The organism is Nocardiopsis xinjiangensis YIM 90004, from assembly GCF_000341145.1.
Lineage (GTDB): Bacteria > Actinomycetota > Actinomycetes > Streptosporangiales > Streptosporangiaceae > Nocardiopsis > Nocardiopsis xinjiangensis.
This window is the reverse complement of record NZ_ANBE01000014.1, coordinates 149,692-166,392: the sequence shown is the minus strand read 5'-3', so window position 1 is coordinate 166,392 and position 16,701 is coordinate 149,692. Positions and strand designations below refer to the sequence as shown.

The window sequence follows — 16,701 nt, the reverse complement described above, 5'->3', positions numbered from 1 at the left end:
ACGGTGATTCAGGCAGACGCCGGCCACGCCGCACACGGTCACCCACCGCCTTCGGCGACCACCGGTGCGAGCAGACTGGAGTTGTAATCCCCGGCGAGAACGTAGTTGAGGTAGGTTCCCGTCCCGTCGACCACACGGTAGCTGTGCTCGACCCCGGCGGGGATGAAGACCGAGGCGGGGCTCTCCACCGGGAAGCTCTCCTCACCGAGGTGGACTTCGACGGCCAGTCCCCGGTAATCGCTCTCGCCGCCGAGGAAAACGAAGAGACTGTCGCAGTGGTGCACGTGCCCGTCGACGTGCCCCGTCCCGTACGACTCCATCCTGGGGATCCGGCGGGCTATACAGTACTGGTTGGCGGCGGGAACGAACCTGTCGTCCACGAGCACGAATCGGTCCCCGGGACCGGCACGGTGGTGTTTGAGCTCCTCGGCCGAGATCACCGGCGGTTTCACGATCCAGTCGGCCGGGTCCTTCGGCAGGCGGTCGGGGCCGAGGGTGCGTTGCACACCGAACTGTTCGGCGGGGATCCATTCGTAAGTCCCCGGGTCGCGTTCCACCGCACGGACATGAAGCTTGGACACATGGCGGAAGACGTTGCGGCCGACCACGGGCCGACGGTCGTCCGGCGCGGACCGGGCATAGGCGCCGACACGTCGGCTCAGGTCGCGCAACTTCCGTCCGTCGCGGAGCGGACGGGACTTGCGGTAGTCCAAGTTGGCGAGCAACGCCCCGAGGTCCACGATGCCGGCCCGTTCCCCCAACCCGTTGACGGAGGTCGAGATCCAGTCGACCCCGGCGTCGATGGCCGCCAGGGCGTTGGCCAACGCCAGCCCTCGGTCGTCGTGCAGATGCGCCTCGATGGCCACCCCGGGCTCATGGCGCTTGAGGGTACCGATCAGTTCAGCGGTATCGGCAGGCTCGAGCAGCCCGACCGTGTCGGCGACACAGATCCGTTCCGCCCCTGCCCGGAGAGCGCGACCGTAGGCCTCGGCCAGCAGGTCACTCTCCGTACGGCTGCTGTCCTCCACCGTGAAACGGACGCGAAGCCCCAGGCTCCGGGCGTGGCTGATGGAGCTCTCGATCTTGCCGTAGAGCTCCTCCTGGCTGCGGCCGGGCATGCGGCTGTCGAGTGAGATCCCGTTGACGCCGAGGAAGATCCCCACCCAGGTGGCACCGGTCTTGGCCACGGCGTCGATGTCCTCCGCCACCGCCCTGGCGTGCGCCAGGACCGGTGTTCGCCCGCCGACGGCTTCGACCACAGCGGCTACACGCAGCTGCTCCGTGTGGTCGATGGCGGGGTGTCCGCATTCGATGGTGTCGACGCCGCACTCCACCAATCCGCGGGCGACCTCGACGCTCTGTTCCGTGGAGAACGTGCCCTCTGCGGCCTGCATCCCTTCACGCAAGGTCGCGTCCACGATCCGGATGGTTCTGCTACTCACCGCGCATACCCCGTTTCTCCTCGTGGTTCCGGGTGTTGGTCGGCCACACGCCTCCCCGGTAGGCACCGCGGGACGTAGCGCCGTAGAGCTCCCCGTAGCTGGGGGGAAGGTTCGGGCTGTCGGCGAAGGAGAGCCACAGGCGCAGGAGCAGCCTCCCCTCCCCCTCTCCAACCGTGTCCTTGAACGCGCTCCTGGAGTGGAGCAGGCGGAAGTTGTTGATCAGCTGGAGATCCCCCGGTCTCAGGTCCATCGGCAACGCGACGCCCGGACGGTGAAGGATCTCGTCCAGGAGATCCATCGCTCTGCGTTGCGATCGCGTGAGCCGCGGTGCGTCACTGTGCCGCTGGGAGTCCTCGATGAAACGTCGCACGTAACGGGCGGCGAAGTCGCCCTCGGTGCAGCTGAACACGGGGAGAGGACACCAGCCGGGTCGTCCGGGGCGTTCCTCGCCTCTCTGATCGTTCGGGAACTCTCCGTACAGAACGGGCAGGATTTCAGGGGCCTCGTCCAACACGATGTTGTGCAGAGCCTTGCTGGAGACGAGCTTGCTCTCCCCGCCCTCGGCCGCCGGACGGACACAGAGCAGCCCAATCACGTCCGTACGGTCCGCGTGATAGGCCAGCTCACTGGAGCTTCGGTGCCCGCGTTGGGTGGGACTGCCGATATCGGCGCCCCGGTCCTCGACCCTGGTCAGGAAGCCTCCGTCACGGGTCTGTGACACCGGTTGCCCGATCAGCGTGCCGAAGAGCCAATAGGCGGCCTCGACCACCTCCGGCTCCTCGTCGATCGGGAAACCCCTGAGCAGGATGAATTCGGGATCCGCCACGAGGGATTCACGCACCTGGGAGAGAAGGGACCGCCCTCGCTCCGACATCTCCGGAGGCCGTGCCAGGGGCTCCCGTCCTGGACCGGAGCTCGCGAGCGAGGCCCGGGCGAGCGCCAACAGCTCCTGTGAGACGGCCTCGGATATTGTGACCTGCCACCGGTGCGGTTCGTTCTGGAGTCGGTCCCCGAACCACGCTCCGTCGAGCGAAAACGGGGGGATGGTTTCGGCTTCCGGTACAGAAGTCATCGGTGTTCCTCTGCTCGTCTGAGTTGATGCATGACCTCGGATCCGTACAGATGTCTCAGGGCCAACAGCAGCCGATCCATGCCGAACCCCAGGCACGCGCTGTGCAGAGGGGCACCTTGTGGACCCGTCACCTCGAAAGCCTTACCGAACTGGTCCTTGTGGACGTTGGCCGAAGCGACCGCCTGAACGGTGTCCTGGGCGACTTCGGCAGTGATCTCCCACTTGAGGCGTTGGGTTCGCTGAACACTTGCCAGGAGTCGTCCAGTGCGCCCGAAGAACGGGTCGTTGGCCGGAACGGTCTCCGCTGACAGACCGAGTCCACTCAGCCAAGCGGCCGCGGCTCGGAGCACGTCGTCCCGCCACGTCTCCACTTCGGCTTCCGACCCCAGGTACACGACCTCGTACATCCGGAACGAACGCAACCGCCCCGGCTCTTCGGTGTCCTCGGCCCGGAAACACCTCGCCTCCAAGCTGAGCATCAGGGGCTCCGTGAGCGTCCTGCCGGCCACGAGGGGATAGATGTGGTGGCAGCCGGACGCGGGCAGCACCAGATCGGTCGGGGCCTGAACGCTTCCCCCGGGTGCGGTGTGTACGGTCCCGAGGAGATGCGGGAACGAATCCGCGTAACCCGCGCGCTCCACCGCCGATCTGGCGATGACGGGAGGGGCGACGTAGTGCTCGGCAGCGGAGTGCCCGAAACGGCGTGCAATGTTCGCACGGAGTAGCTCCAGGACACGCTCGTCCTCACTCGGGCTCAGCTCGACACCCCACGCCGCGGGTTCCGCTTCGAGCCCGGAACTCGTCCATGGCCGGTTCACCGGTCGCCCCTCAGTGTCAACAGAAGTTGCGAGTTGGTGGCCAGCAACCGGGTGTTCCCGATCATGAGCGGGGCCGAATGCACATCGCGGAGGATCCGCGCGACCGAGTGCGGACCGTCCTCCGAGAACCCGGCCATGCCGCAGACCTCCATGGACAACCGGACCACCTCACCGACACTCTTGGAGATTCCGACCTTCAAGGCGTTCAACTCGGCCCCGGAGGAGACCGTGGGTTCGGCTCCGCGTTCCAGTACCGGCTGGATGTCGCTCACCGCAGCGGTGAGTCGGCCTCGCGCTCCCATCAGCTCGGTGTGTGCGAGCGCGAGGGAGGGGTGGGCCGTCACGGCCCCGCCACGGCTGCGCTTGCGGGACAGGGCCACCGCACGTTGGAACGCTTCGGTCGCGAGTCCGACCCAGACGCCGGCCCACAGAACGTGGGAGAACGGGGTCATGGTGTGCGCCGCGATGTCGCCGAAGGGTGCGGGCAGTATCTGGTCGTACTCGAAGGACGTGTCGAGGTCGAACGACGGACTGCAGGTACCCCTCATCCCGAGGGTGTTCCATCCCCCGGTCCGGACGAGGTTCACCTGTTCACGCGAGACCAGCACCGCGACCTGGTTCCCCCGGTCCGCCTCCGCCTCCCGCCTCGCCGTGATCAGGTAGCCCTGAGCATGTTCCCCATAGGAGACGGTCGTTCCCTGTTTGAGGAGGGAGGCCTCTTCCCCAGGACTGCCGGCGGTGGACGCCACACCCGCTGCACTGCTGCGCAAGTCGCCTCCGGTCCCGACCTCGCTGGTCACGGAAGCGATGAGCCATTGCTCCTCGACCGCGCGCGGCAGGAGGGGGGATTCCGGGTGGTGCCGTACCAGACAGGCCATCTGGATCTGGTGCATCGCCCACACCATGGCCGCGGAGCCGCACCCCCGGGCCAGGAGTTCCGCGACTCGGACCAGCTCCGACAAGTCCATCCCCCTGCCGCCGGAACGGACGGGCACCGCCGCTGCCAAGAGCCGGTCCTGCCGGAGGGCGTCGACGGCTTCTTTCGGGAATCGCGCCCCACGGTCCACATCCGTCGCGTTCTCCGCCGCCACTCGCCTGGCGCGGTCGACCGCCTCCCACCAGCCGGCGTGCTCGATGTCCCTGGGCAACGGCTCCGTCTCATCCTCGGTCTTCTTCATGAAGCGCGGGACCCTTTCTGGTCGACCTGAGCGCTGAGCGCCTCGGTCAAGGAACCGATGCTCCGGAAGGTCTCCCGGGTCAGAACCGAGTCGGGGAGCTCCGTCTGGAAACGTTCTTCGAGCCTGAGCAGGAGCTGGACGCTCGTGATGGAATCCATTCCGGCCTCCCAGAGGTCGGCGTCCTCAGAAATGTCACCGGCCACCCCGGACAACTTCGAAAATTCCTTCATCACGGCTCTGATCTGCTCTTGCACGCAAGGCTCACTCTCTGATGTACCCACAAGGGGAATACGCATCATGGGTGATGGAATCAGCACATCACACGCATTGTTGTGCATAAATTCGGAGAACCAGTACACCGGCAACGCGGTGGCACCTGACGGGCACCACCGAATCAGCCACTGACTAGACCACAGCACTTGAATGGGAGTCAACCCCAGCAACTGAAAAAGAAAGGGGATAATTTTGGATCGCAGTACCAGAAGAAACCGGCCTCCCCGCATCTCACAATACCCCGCTTCCATCTACACGAAACAGGAGCAACCGCACGAAATCGGAAGAATCCAGATGGCCGGATCCGGCCACCAAGAGGCCTTGATCTCTCCAGAGAAGCGATCCTAATATGATCGCTCATAAATGGGATGACATTCCGTTGCCCCTTCAGCCGGCCTTGTCGATGGTCCGACCCTGGCCGGGTACATGTTCTGCGCCCGAACCCGAACCACGAATCAGGGGGGAACGACCCATGACCAATCCGTTCGAGGAAAAGAACAGGGAGTACCTGGCCCTGGTCAACGACGAAGGCCAGCACAGCCTCTGGCCAGGTAGTATCGATGTTCCTCCTGGCTGGGCAGTGGCCCATGGCCCCGCGGGAAGACAGGATTGCCTGTCGTTCATCGAGGAAGAGTGGAAGGACATGCGCCCCCTCACTCTCGCCAGGTCGATGGACAGCGAGTAGAACTTCCACCTCCCCCGTTCCGGGAAAGTCGCTCCGACACCGAAAGAGGCCGGGCCTCCGGCAATACAAACTTTCGCCCTGTTTTCATCCGATAAGGGTTCCCATGCCACGAACGCGCGCACCCGCATCTTCCGGACAGGAACGGCTTCTCTGGATCCATGAAGTCGACCCCGACAGCGCTGCCTACCACATCTTCCTGCCCGTCCTCTTTACAGGCGGAACAGAAAGATCGGCCCTGGACCGTTGCCTGGATCGACTCCTGGAACGCCATCCCCTACTCACGGTCAAATTCGATCGTGAACCGTCCGGCGAAAGCACTCAGGTGACGACACCGGACTTCCGCATACCCGTGGAGGAAGTCTCCGCTCCGTCCTACCGCGACTGGGAAAAGGCTGCCCGTCCCCTCGCGGCATCCCCTTTCGACCTCCTGAACCGCCCTTCCCCGCGCGCCGTGCTCGTTCGTTGCGCGGACGGAAACGACGTGCTGGTCCTGGCTCTGCACCACAGCATCGGGGACGGGCGTTCGATGCGCACGCTCTACCGCGACCTCAAAGCGCTCTACCTCCACGAGAGGGAAGGCGCGCAACCGGATCTACCCCCTCTGAAGTCCGACTACCTGACCTTCGCCGCTTCCGCACCACCCGGAACGGAATCGGGCCCCAACCGCGAGGACCGGGAGTCCTATTGGCAGGCCGAGATGCTCGGTGCCGAGCCGGTCGGGTTCGCGCTGGACGGGGCGGGCTCCGGAAGCCACAGGGATCGGGACTCCGTCGAACTCTGCCGGTTCGAGCTCCGCCCCGAAACCACCCGGGACCTGGAACGCCTGGCTCTCCGCCGCCGATCGACCCTGACCTGCGTGATCACCGTCCTCTTCCAGTCGTGGCTGGCACGGCACAGCAACCAGAAGGACATCACGACGGCCGTCGCCCTGGATTCCCGCCCCGGACCGGAATACCGCGACGTGGTCGGCTTCTTCGTCGACACCCTCCCGCTCAGGGGAACCTTCAACGGGGACCCGTCCCTCAACGACTCCATCAGAACACTGACCCCGAAGCTTCTGAACGGACTGCACCACCAACTCCCTTACGAGGAGATCGTCGCCCAGTCCGGTCCCGGCCCCGATCCGGTCAATGCCCTCTTCCTGCACCACGGGACGGCCACCACCGAACATACCGACGACAGCGGGATCAGCCGTCTCTACCCCGTCCAGGACTCGGCCCGCTTCGACACCGAACTCAGCACACGGATCCTCGACAACCGGTTGGTCGGCGCCCTCCGGCTGCGAACACACCTCATCGGTGAGGGACACGCCACGGAGGTCGGCGAACGCTTCGCACACTTCCTGGCAGAAGCGGTCTCGGCACCCGACACCCCACTGAGCCGTCATCCGCTGCTCACGGGGGCCGAGGCACGTCGAGTGCTTTCCGCGGGGAAGGGTCCGGCACGCAGGAGTGCCCCCGCGCTCGTGCCCGACCTCCTTGCGCAGCAGATCGCCATGAGACCTGACGACACCGCCTTGGTCACCAGCGATTCCCGACTCACCTTCGGGGAACTCGGCGAGCGGGTGTCGCGCACGGCCCATGCCCTCATCCAGCGCGGGATCGGCCCCGAGCATCCGGTGGCGACCCTCATGCCCCGTTCGGAAGCGCAGATCATCTCCTTGCTGGCCGTACTCTCGGCGGGTGCGGTGTTCGTCCCCGTGGACCCCGAGCACCCCGTGCCACGGAACGTCCATGTCCTGCGTTCCTGCGGTACAGAACTGCTTCTCGGTACCCGTGCCTCGTCCGATCAGGCTGCCCGTCTCGCTTCCGAGTCCGGTCTGGACTCGCTGATCGTGGACGACCGGGAAGCGACAGCCGAGTTCGCGGGCCATCCCCCACACCTGCCCGCCGATCCTCAGAGGCGCTCCCCGTTGCGGCCCGAGAACGCGGCCTACATCATCCACACATCGGGGTCGACCGGGCGTCCGAAGGGTGTCGTGGTCGAGCACCGCCAGATCGCCAACCTGGCCGACCACCTCTCGCGCGAGATGTTCTCTTCCACCGCTGAGCAGGTGGGAAGGGACCGGCTCCGTGCCACGATGACGGCGGCTCTGTCCTTCGACGTGTCCTGGCAGGGGCTGCTAGCCCTCGTGACGGGGCACGAGCTCCACGTCGTTTCCGAGGGGATCCGGCGCGACCCGGAAGCGTACGCGGACTATCTGCTCGACCACCGCCTCGACCTGGTCGACGCCACCCCGACACATGCGGCCCAACTCATCGGAGCGGGCCTGCTCAACGACCCCGATACCGCTCCGGCGAGATTGATCCTGGCCGGAGAAGCGGTCCGGCCTTCACTGTGGGAGCAGCTCAGTGCCCCCGCCCGGACCCGGACGTGGAACTACTACGGCCCGACAGAGAGCACGGTCTACGCCACGTCCGAGCCCGTCCATGAAGGTTCGCGCCCGCGTATCGGCGGTGCGCTGACCAATGTCGGCGTGTACGTGCTCGACGAGAACCTGGCCCCTGTGCCGTCGGGGGTCCCTGGCGAGATCTACTTGACGGGCGAGCAGACCGCCAGGGGTTACCTCGGCCTTCCCGGTGTCACGGCCGAACGCTTCGTGGCCGACCCCTACGGCCCGCCCGGCAGGAGGATGTACCGCACGGGCGACATCGGTTTCCTGGACACGGACGGCCGGCTGGTTTTCCGAGGACGGACGGACGACCAGATCAAACTGCGAGGCCATCGAATCGAGTTGGGCGAGGTCGAGTCGGCACTGGCCTCACATCCCGACGTGGACCAAGCAGCGGTACTGCCGTGGTGCCCGCCAGGAGCCCGCGACGGCGCTGAGACGCGGTTGGCTGCCTACGTGGTCTGCGCACGAGCGGTGGAGGCCCCCAGCCTGCGCCGACACCTCGCCGATCGCCTGCCGTCGTACATGCTTCCCGCAGCTTTCGTTCCCGTGGACGGTCTCCCTCTGAACACCAGCGGGAAGCTTGACAAACGCGCCCTGCCCGTTCCCGTTCCCGCGGAGAGCGAGAGGGCCCCCGAGTCCGATTTCCTGTCACCTCGTGAAGAGGTGGTCTGTCGTGTGTTCGCGCAGACGCTGAGCTTGGAGAGCGTCGGACGCAAGGACGACTTCTTCGATCTCGGCGGCCATTCCCTCCTGCTGGCCCGGGTGATCGCCAGAATCCGGTCCTCCCTGGAGACCGACCTGAGGATTCGTGATGTCCTCGACCACCCGACTCCGGCTGCTTTGGCTTCCTTGTTGGACTCCCGGGCCCAGACACGGCCCCCGTTGAGGACGACGGGGGCCACGGAGGGCCCCCTGTCCCCAGCACAACAACGCCTGTGGTTCCTCGCGCGCGCGGAAGGGCCGAGCTCCACCTACAACATCCCGATCGCCATCAGAACATCCGGGGAATTGGACACCGACGTCCTACGGCAGGCGCTCCGCGACGTGATGGCCCGGCACGGCTCCCTGCGGACCGAGTTCTTCGAGCACGACGGTGTTCCCCACCAGAGGGTGATCCCCGAGGAACGCTGCGATCCGCGTACGGCCTGTGTCCTGACCACGGAGGACCGCCTGCCCGAGCAGCTCGACGCGGCGGTTCACCACACCTTCGACCTCACGGTGGAACTGCCTTTCCGTTCCTGGGTGTACCGGCTCGGGCCCACGGAACACGTGGTGTTGCTCCTGCTCCACCACATCTCGGGCGACGGCTCGTCGATGGCTNTCACCCGCCGGTCTGGACACCGTTGTCCGTGACCTACCCGGATTACGCTGCCTGGCACCACGAGGTGCTGGGAGAAGAGGCGGATCCGGACAGCCTCCTGAACCGACAGAAGCGGTACTGGCGGAGCGCCCTGGCCGGGTTGCCGTCGGAACTGGACCTGCCGGCGGACCGGGCCAGACCGGCCACCCCCGCCCACCGGGCACACGTGCGGGACTTCTCGTTGGAGACCGCCACACAGCGGCGCTTGTCGGAGCAGGTCCGCGCGGAGAACGTCAGTACCGTCATGTTCCTGCGCACCGCAGTGGCCTCGCTGCTGTCCAGGCTCGGGGCCGGGACCGACATCCCTCTCGGAGGGGTGGTGACCACACGGGTCGACGAAGCACTGAGTGACATGGTCGGGTTCTTCGTGAACACCCAGGTGCTACGCATCGACACTTCCGGGGACCCGGCCTTCCGCGCTCTGCTCCACCGGGTCCGTGAGACCAGTTTGGCCGCCTACGACCACCACGATCTCCCCTTCGAGAAGATCGTCGAGTCCCTGAACCCGCCCCGGGCACTGGCGAGGCATCCCCTCTTCCAAACCATGGTCCTCTTCCAGGAGGGCCCGTCGGACCGGTTCGAGATGGGCGGCCTGTCCTGTCACCGAGAACCCACCACTCTGGGTGCGGCCAAGTTCGATCTTTGCTTCACCTTCTCCGAGCACCGGGACGAGGAGGGCCGGACGGAAGGCCTCGACCTGCGGGTGGAGGCCAACACCGACCTGTACGACGGGCCCACCGTCGAGCGGCTGGGAGCCCGGCTGACACGCCTCTTGGACGCAGTGTGCGAGCAGCCCGAGGTACCGATCGGGGAGCTGGACCTTCTTGCCGATGACGAGCGGCGGCAGCTGCTCGACTCGGGCCACGGGGCAAGGAGCGAGGTCCCGGACCGCACGGTGCCCGAGCTCTTCGGGAAGATCACTGACCGCATGCCCGAGGAAGTCGCGGTCTCCCAGGGCGAGGAGCTCATCAGCTACGCGGGGTTGCGGAGCTGGTCCGGGCGGTTGGCACGGGAACTCCTGGCCCGGGGCGTGACCGTCGAGGACCGTGTTGCCCTTCTCCTGGACCGGTCTCCGGCCATGGTCGCTGCCCCGCTCGCGGTCCTCATGGCCGGCGGGGCCTATGTACCCCTGCACGCCACCGACCCCGACAGCAGGCTCCAACAGATCCTCTCGGAGTCGGGTGCCCGGATCCTGGTCACCGTCCCCGCCCACGCCGAGAGAGCCGCTCGCCTGGGCATGCCCGTGTACGTCGTCGGGGAGCCGGGCGGGGACGAAGGTGGGGCCCCGCCGCCCGTCGGCGTGGCCCCGGACAATCTGGCCTACGCGATCCATACTTCCGGTTCCACCGGCCGTCCCAAAGGTGTTGCCGCCACTCACAGGAACATCGTCGAGCTCGCCGTCGACCAGAGGTGGGAAGGCGGCGCCCATGAACGCGTCCTGATGCATTCCCCTTTGGCGTTCGACGCTTCGACGTACGAACTCTGGGTCCCCCTGCTCACGGGAGGCAGGATCGAACTGGCTCCCCCCGGGGACTTGGATCTGGAGACCCTGACCCCTCTGTTGGATTCAGGTGTCACGGCCGCTTGGTTGACCTCCGGGCTCTTCCAGCTGGTGGCGGACCTGGCACCCCACGCGTTCGGACGGCTGAGTGAGGTCTGGGCCGGTGGTGACGTCGTGCCACCCTCCGCTGTGGCCCGGGTGCAGACGGCCTGTCNCCTCCCACCGGGCGGAGCCGCACCCGGTAACGACGCCCTCCATGCCCATCGGCACTCCTTTGGACAACACGACCGTCCACGTGCTGGATGAAAAGCTCCGTCCGGTCCCCCCGGGGGTCCCGGGCGAGCTCTACGTTTCGGGCGCCGGCCTCACCCGCGGGTACCTCGGTCGTCCCTCCCTCACGGGCGAGCGCTTCGTGGCCTGTCCCTTCGGTCCACCGGGCGGGCGTATGTACCGCACAGGTGATCTGGTCAAGTGGGTCGAGAACAGCCGCCTCATCTTCCTGGGAAGGAGCGATCACCAGGTCAAGTTGCGCGGGTACCGAATGGAACTCGCCGAGATCGAGAATGCGCTCACCCGTCACCCCCTGGTCGGTCGGGCCGTGGCGGTGGTCCGGAAGGGGGCCGCGGCAGACGGCACCTTGGTCGGATACGTGACCGCCGGTGGCAATGGCACCCCCGAGGGCGCCGGCGTGCTGGAATCCGTCCGGGCCTCTTTGCCCGCATACATGGTCCCCTCGACTGTCGTCGTCCTCGACAGGATGCCGTTGACGCCCAACGGGAAGGTCGACAGGCAGGCACTCCCGGCCCCGTCCACGAGCACCGGTGCAGAGCCGCGTGCTCCACACGGCGCCACGGAGCAGGCCGTGTGCGAACTGTTCGCGGAGATTCTCGGCACGGACGGCGTGCACGTGGAACAGGACTTCTTCGCGGCCGGCGGAAGCTCACTCCTGGTCATGCGGCTGGTCAGCCGCATCCGCCGGACTCTGCGGTGCGAGATCGGGATCCGGGACCTCTTCGAGGCACCCACACCGGCGGCTCTGGCGGCCCGGCTGTCAGAGGTCGGAGAGGGTTCGAACGCCCGGCCGCCGCTGCGTGCGGCGGGGGACGAAACACCCCTCATCGCTCCGTCCCAGCGGGGTCTGTGGTTCCTTCAGCAGCTCGAGGGCTTCCGGTCCGCCTACAACGTTCCCTACGCCGCGCGTTTGTCGGGAACAGTGGAGGAAGACGCGCTGCGTCAGGCCCTGCGTGACGTCGCTGTCCGACACGACTCCTTGCGGACGCTCTATCCGGCGGACGGGGGAGAGCCCTCTCCTGTCGTCGTCTCCCCCGATCTCCTGCCCGAGCTCTTGTCGGTGGTACCTGCCGATGTCTCGGGACTGCCCGCGTTGCTACAGGCGGAGAGCAACCTCGGGTTCGACCTGCGCGAGGAGCTCCCATGGCGGGCCGTGCTCTTGCGTTGTGATGGCGGTGAGGACGTCCTCGCCCTGGTCTTCCACCATCTCGCTTTCGACGGATGGTCTCTCATCCCCTTCTGGAGAGACCTCACGGACGCCTACGACCACCGCGTGGCCGGACGCGCACCGGTGTGGGAACCGCTCCCGTTCCGGTACGCCGATTACGCAGCCTGGCAGCACCGCCTTCTCGGGCCCGAGGACAGACCAACCGAATTGACACGTCGACAGCTGGACTTCTGGGAGAGGACCCTGGCCGGCCTCCCTGAAGAGCTGTCCCTGCCTTTGGACCACACCCGGCCGCACGGTGTACAGCTCACCGCAGAGAGCGTGAGGCTCCACTGGACGGAGGAGACCCTCGCCCGGCTGAACGCTCTCGCACGGCGGGAGAACACATCACTGCTGATCGTGGTCCAGGCCGCGGTGTCCTGTTTCCTCGGCCGGGTCAGCGGCGGGACCGACGTTCCGCTGGGTACCCCGGTGGCCGGGCGCACGGACGAGGCTCTCGACGACATGGTCGGCTACTTCGTGAACACGGTCGTGGTCCGGGCCGACCTCTCGGGCGCTCCGAGCTTCGGTGAACTGGTCCGCAGGATCCGCGGAACGGCCCTCGCGGCCTTCGAGCACCAGGACGTACCGTTCGACCGCGTGGTGGAGCTCGTCGGACCCCACCGTGATCTGGGCCGGAACCCGCTGTTCCAAACCATGGTGACGTGCGCCCGGGCCCCGGAACACCGGCACGGATTCGGTGGTATGACGGCGACCCCGGAGGAGGTCCGTCTGAAGTCGGCCAAGTTCGACCTGTCCTTCGACTTCCTCGAAGAAGCGGGCGGCGCGGGCCTGGGATGCCGCATGCTCTACTGCGCCGAGTTGTTCGCCCCGGAGACCGCCGAAGGGCTCGCGGACGAATTCCACCGACTGGTTCTCGAACTGTGCGCGTATCCGGAACTTCCTCTGGCTGAAATACGGTCCAGGAACACAACCGTCGACAAGGCCCGGCCCCAACGGGACGACCTGCCATCGCTACCGGAGGTTCTGCGTGAGCGCATCGCTGCCTCCCCGGACGACATCGCCCTCGTCCACGCAGGCGCCCGTCTCACCTACGCAGAGCTGGGCCGGAGGGTCGACCGCCTCGCCGGCCTGTTGACCGAGTACGGGGTCGGCCCCGAACGCAAGGTCGGTGTGCTGGTGCCCCGTTCCGACCTGCAAATCGTCGCACTGCTCGCCGTTCTGGCCGCAGGAGGGGTGTTCCTGCCTCTGGACCCTTCCCACCCCACCGCGCGCAACGAAGGCATCCTCCGGTCTGCGGAGGCTGTCGTGGTGATCGACACGGTCGACCACCCGCTCCCGGAAACGGCCCTACCGCAGATGCCGCGCCTGACTCTCGATGCTCCGAGAACCCTCACTGAACTGCAGCGGGCCCCGGACCGCACCCGGAGCCCCGTCGTCTACCCGGCGCCCGAGCAGGCTGCCTATGTGATCCACACATCCGGTTCGACCGGTCGGCCCAAGGGGGTGGTCGTCGAGCATCGACACCTTGCGAGCTTCTTCGCCGCGATGGTGGAGCAGGTCTTCGATCCCGGTACCCGACACCTGGCACGCCGGCGGCTCAGCGTGTCGCTGACCGCTGCCCTGACTTTCGACGCTTCCTGGCAAGGGCTGGCCGCCCTGGCGGCCGGGCACGAACTACACGTGGTGCCGGAGGAGGTCAGGAGGGATCCCGATGCCTACACGGGTCACCTTCTCGAACATGGCGTGGACCTCGTCGACACCACCCCCACGTTCGCCGAGTCCCTGATCGCTTCCGGCCTGCTGCAGGCCGAGAACGGACCCGGGATCCTCCTCATGGGCGGAGAGCCGGTGAACCGACGGCTCTGGGACACGCTCAGAAGCCGTGGCGGGGTACGGACGTACAACGTCTACGGCCCCACCGAGACGACCGTCAACGCCACCAGCTGCTCGGTGGAGGAGAGATCGGTCCCCCGTGTCGGCGCAGCTCTCGGCGATACCTCCGTGTACGTCCTCGACTCGGATCTGCGTCCGGTCGCCCCCTTCGTCCGCGGCGAGATCTACCTCGCCGGGAGTCAGGTGGCGCGCGGCTACGCGGGACAGCCCGCGCTCACGGCCGAGCGTTTCGTGGCCGATCCCCACGGTCCCCCGGGTTCACGGATGTACCGCACCGGCGATCTGGGCTGTTGGGACACCTCCGGCCACTTGGCGTTCAGCGGCCGCTCTGACGAACAGGTCAAACTTCGGGGTGTCCGGATCGAGCCGGGCGAGATCGCAACGGTCGTCTCGGAGCATCCGGATGTGGAGCACACCGTCGTCCTGCTCCAGGACAGTGCCACCGGCACTCCGCACCTGGTCGCCTACGTCTCCGCAGCCGAGAAGAACTTCTCTCCCGAGCGGTTGCGCGGGTATGCCTCGGAGCGGTTGCCCTCCTACCTGGTTCCCGCCGAATACGTACGCATCGACGGCGTACCGCTCACTTCCAGCGGGAAACTCGACCGAGGCGCCCTCCCCGTTCCGCGGCACAACCGTCCCCCCGAGGTCCGCGCGGCGCAGACTCCGCAGGAAGAGGCGCTCTGCCGCCTCTTCGCCGAGGTTCTGGAGACGGACAGGGTCGGGCCCGAGGACGATTTCTTCATGCTGGGCGGGCATTCCCTCCTCGCGGTGCGGCTCACCAACCGGATCCGCGAAGAGCAGGGGCTGGTTTTCGGGCTCGAAGACCTCATGCAAGCGCGCACCGTCGCCGGGCTTCTCGGCCTCTCCCGGGGAAAGTCCGGAGAGGACCCGTTCGCAGTGGTGGTGCCGTTGCGAGAGGGCTCAGGGGTTCCCCTGTTCTGTGTCCACCCGGTCACGGGCCTCGCGTGGAGTTACTCGGGGCTCGCACGCCGTCTTCCGACCGGAGTCCCCGTGCACGGACTCCAGGCCGCGGGGCTGCATCCGGACTCCGCAGAGCCGAGGAGCTTGGAGGAGATGGCGGAGACCTACTTGGAACATGTGCGCGGTGTGCAGCCACGGGGCCCTTATCAGCTCCTGGGCTGGTCCTTCGGAGGCAACGTGGCCCATGCTATGGCCACCCGGCTCCAGGAACTCGGTGAGAGCGTCTCTCTGCTCGCACTGGTGGATTCCTACCCCCTGAACAAGATCGCTCCCCTCACGCGCGACCCCGGAGAGGCCTCCGAACTGACCGAAATGCATCTCTCGACGGAGTTCTTGCGTCAAATGGAGCCGGACCGCGTCCGCCGAATCGAAAGCGTCGTCCGCAACAACCTCGAGTTGGGCGACCACTTCCACCCAGGGGTGTTTCGGGGAAACGTACTCGCGTTCACGGCGAACGAGGAGGGCCGCCCCTCCTGGATCGACCCGTCGATGTGGGAACCGCACGTGGACGGCGTCATCGACGTACGGGAACTCCCGTCCGCGCACTTCGACCTCATGGGCACGGACCCCCGAGCACGGATCGCACGGGCTCTCACCCCACTCCTGCGACAGGCCACCGAATGACCCGGAAGGAACCAATGACGGCGTCCACCACCACGACCGAGCACGTGCACCCATGACTGCGATCGAGACTCAGCGCCTCACGCGCTCCTACACGGTCAAGGGCAAGCCTGACCACGTCGCACTCGACAAGATCGACCTCTCCATCCCCCGGGGAGAGGTCCATAGCCTTCTCGGCCCGAACGGCGCCGGCAAGACCACACTTTGCCGAATCCTGTCCACAGTGCTCCTGCCCACGTCCGGAACGGCCAAGGTCTTGGGCCATGACGTGGCCACGGAGCCCCAGCAGGTGAAGAGGTCTCTGGGCGTCGTCTTCGGCGGCGACCGGGGACTCTACAATCGTCTGACCTCGAAGCAGAACCTCGATTTCTGGGCCTCGATGTACGGCCTGGGCCGAGCGGAGCGCCGTGACCGGGTGGGCCGATTGCTCGACAGGGTCGGTCTGGCCGAGCGCGCGGACGAACCGGTCCAAAGCTTTTCCAGGGGTATGAAACAACGCTTGCACCTGGCCCGTGGACTGGTCTCCTCCCCCGCCGTACTGCTGCTGGACGAGCCGACGGTGGGGATGGACCCCGTGTCGGCCAGGGACTTCCGCGACTTGGTGCGCGAACTCCGATCGGACGGACACACGGTGTTGATGACCACACACGACATGCCGGAGGCCGCCGACCTCAGCGACCGTGTCTCCTTCATCGACAACGGTGCGCTGGCACTGACGGAGAACCCGGACGTGATCGGAGAGATCGTTTCCTCGAAGGAGCGCATCGATGTGCGCGCGTTGCCACCGGAACTGCGACAAGAGGTGATCCGCGTTCCGGGTGTGTCCACGGTCACCGAAATCGAGCACGGCCTCTTCAGAGTCGAGGCCGAGCACAAGGAGGCCGTCCGCGGTGTGTTGATGTTGGCGATCGAGGCGGGAGTGACGGACATCGCACGGAGCCGTCCCTCCCTGGAAGAGGTGTACCTGCACCTCATCGGCCGGAGAGGCATGAACGTCGCCCCATGATGCGAAGAAATTTC

At 66.6% G+C, this 16,701-nt stretch carries 10 protein-coding genes; 5 read left to right on the top strand and 5 right to left on the bottom strand.

The genetic code is table 11. The annotated features are described in order from the left end of the window. Positions 1 to 38 precede the first annotated feature (38 nt). The 5 genes from D473_RS0109330 to D473_RS0109310 form a co-directional block, all read right to left on the bottom strand. Positions 39 to 1,442, bottom strand: a complete 1,404-nt coding sequence (locus D473_RS0109330; RefSeq protein ID WP_017608809.1) for a homocitrate synthase/isopropylmalate synthase family protein — start codon at positions 1,440 to 1,442, stop codon at positions 39 to 41. Continuing rightward, complete coding sequence (locus D473_RS24505; protein WP_275040645.1) at positions 1,435 to 2,316, bottom strand: TauD/TfdA family dioxygenase; 882 nt, start codon at positions 2,314 to 2,316, stop codon at positions 1,435 to 1,437. Before D473_RS24505 ends, D473_RS0109330 begins: the two co-directional genes overlap by 8 nt. Before the next feature lie 194 nt (positions 2,317 to 2,510). After that, complete coding sequence (locus tag D473_RS24500) at positions 2,511 to 3,332, bottom strand: class-II aminoacyl-tRNA synthetase family protein (protein WP_017608807.1); 822 nt, start codon at positions 3,330 to 3,332, stop codon at positions 2,511 to 2,513. Further along, positions 3,329 to 4,510: an acyl-CoA dehydrogenase family protein gene (locus D473_RS0109315; RefSeq protein WP_017608806.1), complete on the bottom strand. Its 1,182-nt coding sequence runs from the start codon at positions 4,508 to 4,510 to the stop codon at positions 3,329 to 3,331. The genes D473_RS24500 and D473_RS0109315 overlap by 4 nt, the downstream gene beginning before the upstream one ends. After that, on the bottom strand, positions 4,507 to 4,806 hold the full coding sequence (locus D473_RS0109310; RefSeq protein WP_083917958.1) for an acyl carrier protein: 300 nt from the start codon (positions 4,804 to 4,806) through the stop codon (positions 4,507 to 4,509). The genes D473_RS0109315 and D473_RS0109310 overlap by 4 nt, the downstream gene beginning before the upstream one ends. A gap of 449 nt (positions 4,807 to 5,255) precedes the next feature. Between D473_RS0109310 and D473_RS0109305 the strand changes: the two genes are divergently transcribed. The 5 genes from D473_RS0109305 (at position 5,256) to D473_RS0109285 (ending at position 16,687) form a co-directional block, all read left to right on the top strand. Continuing rightward, positions 5,256 to 5,468 carry an MbtH family protein gene (locus D473_RS0109305; RefSeq protein ID WP_017608804.1) on the top strand — a complete coding sequence of 71 codons (213 nt, stop codon included), beginning with the start codon at positions 5,256 to 5,258 and terminating at the stop codon, positions 5,466 to 5,468. Continuing rightward, entirely contained in the window at positions 5,371 to 9,216 is a 3,846-nt protein-coding gene (locus D473_RS28385; RefSeq protein ID WP_083917946.1) for a non-ribosomal peptide synthetase, read from the top strand. Before D473_RS0109305 ends, D473_RS28385 begins: the two co-directional genes overlap by 98 nt. Beyond that, on the top strand, positions 9,213 to 11,030 hold the full coding sequence (locus D473_RS28380; RefSeq protein WP_026126781.1) for a non-ribosomal peptide synthetase: 1,818 nt from the start codon (positions 9,213 to 9,215) through the stop codon (positions 11,028 to 11,030). The genes D473_RS28385 and D473_RS28380 overlap by 4 nt, the downstream gene beginning before the upstream one ends. Beyond that, positions 10,981 to 15,684, top strand: coding sequence for an amino acid adenylation domain-containing protein (locus D473_RS28375; protein ID WP_026126780.1), 4,704 nt, complete (start codon positions 10,981 to 10,983; stop codon positions 15,682 to 15,684). The genes D473_RS28380 and D473_RS28375 overlap by 50 nt, the downstream gene beginning before the upstream one ends. A gap of 52 nt (positions 15,685 to 15,736) precedes the next feature. Further along, the gene (locus D473_RS0109285) at positions 15,737 to 16,687 is read left to right on the top strand and encodes an ABC transporter ATP-binding protein (protein WP_017608801.1); all 951 of its coding nucleotides are present in this window, start codon (positions 15,737 to 15,739) and stop codon (positions 16,685 to 16,687) included. Positions 16,688 to 16,701: the final 14 nt, after the last annotated feature.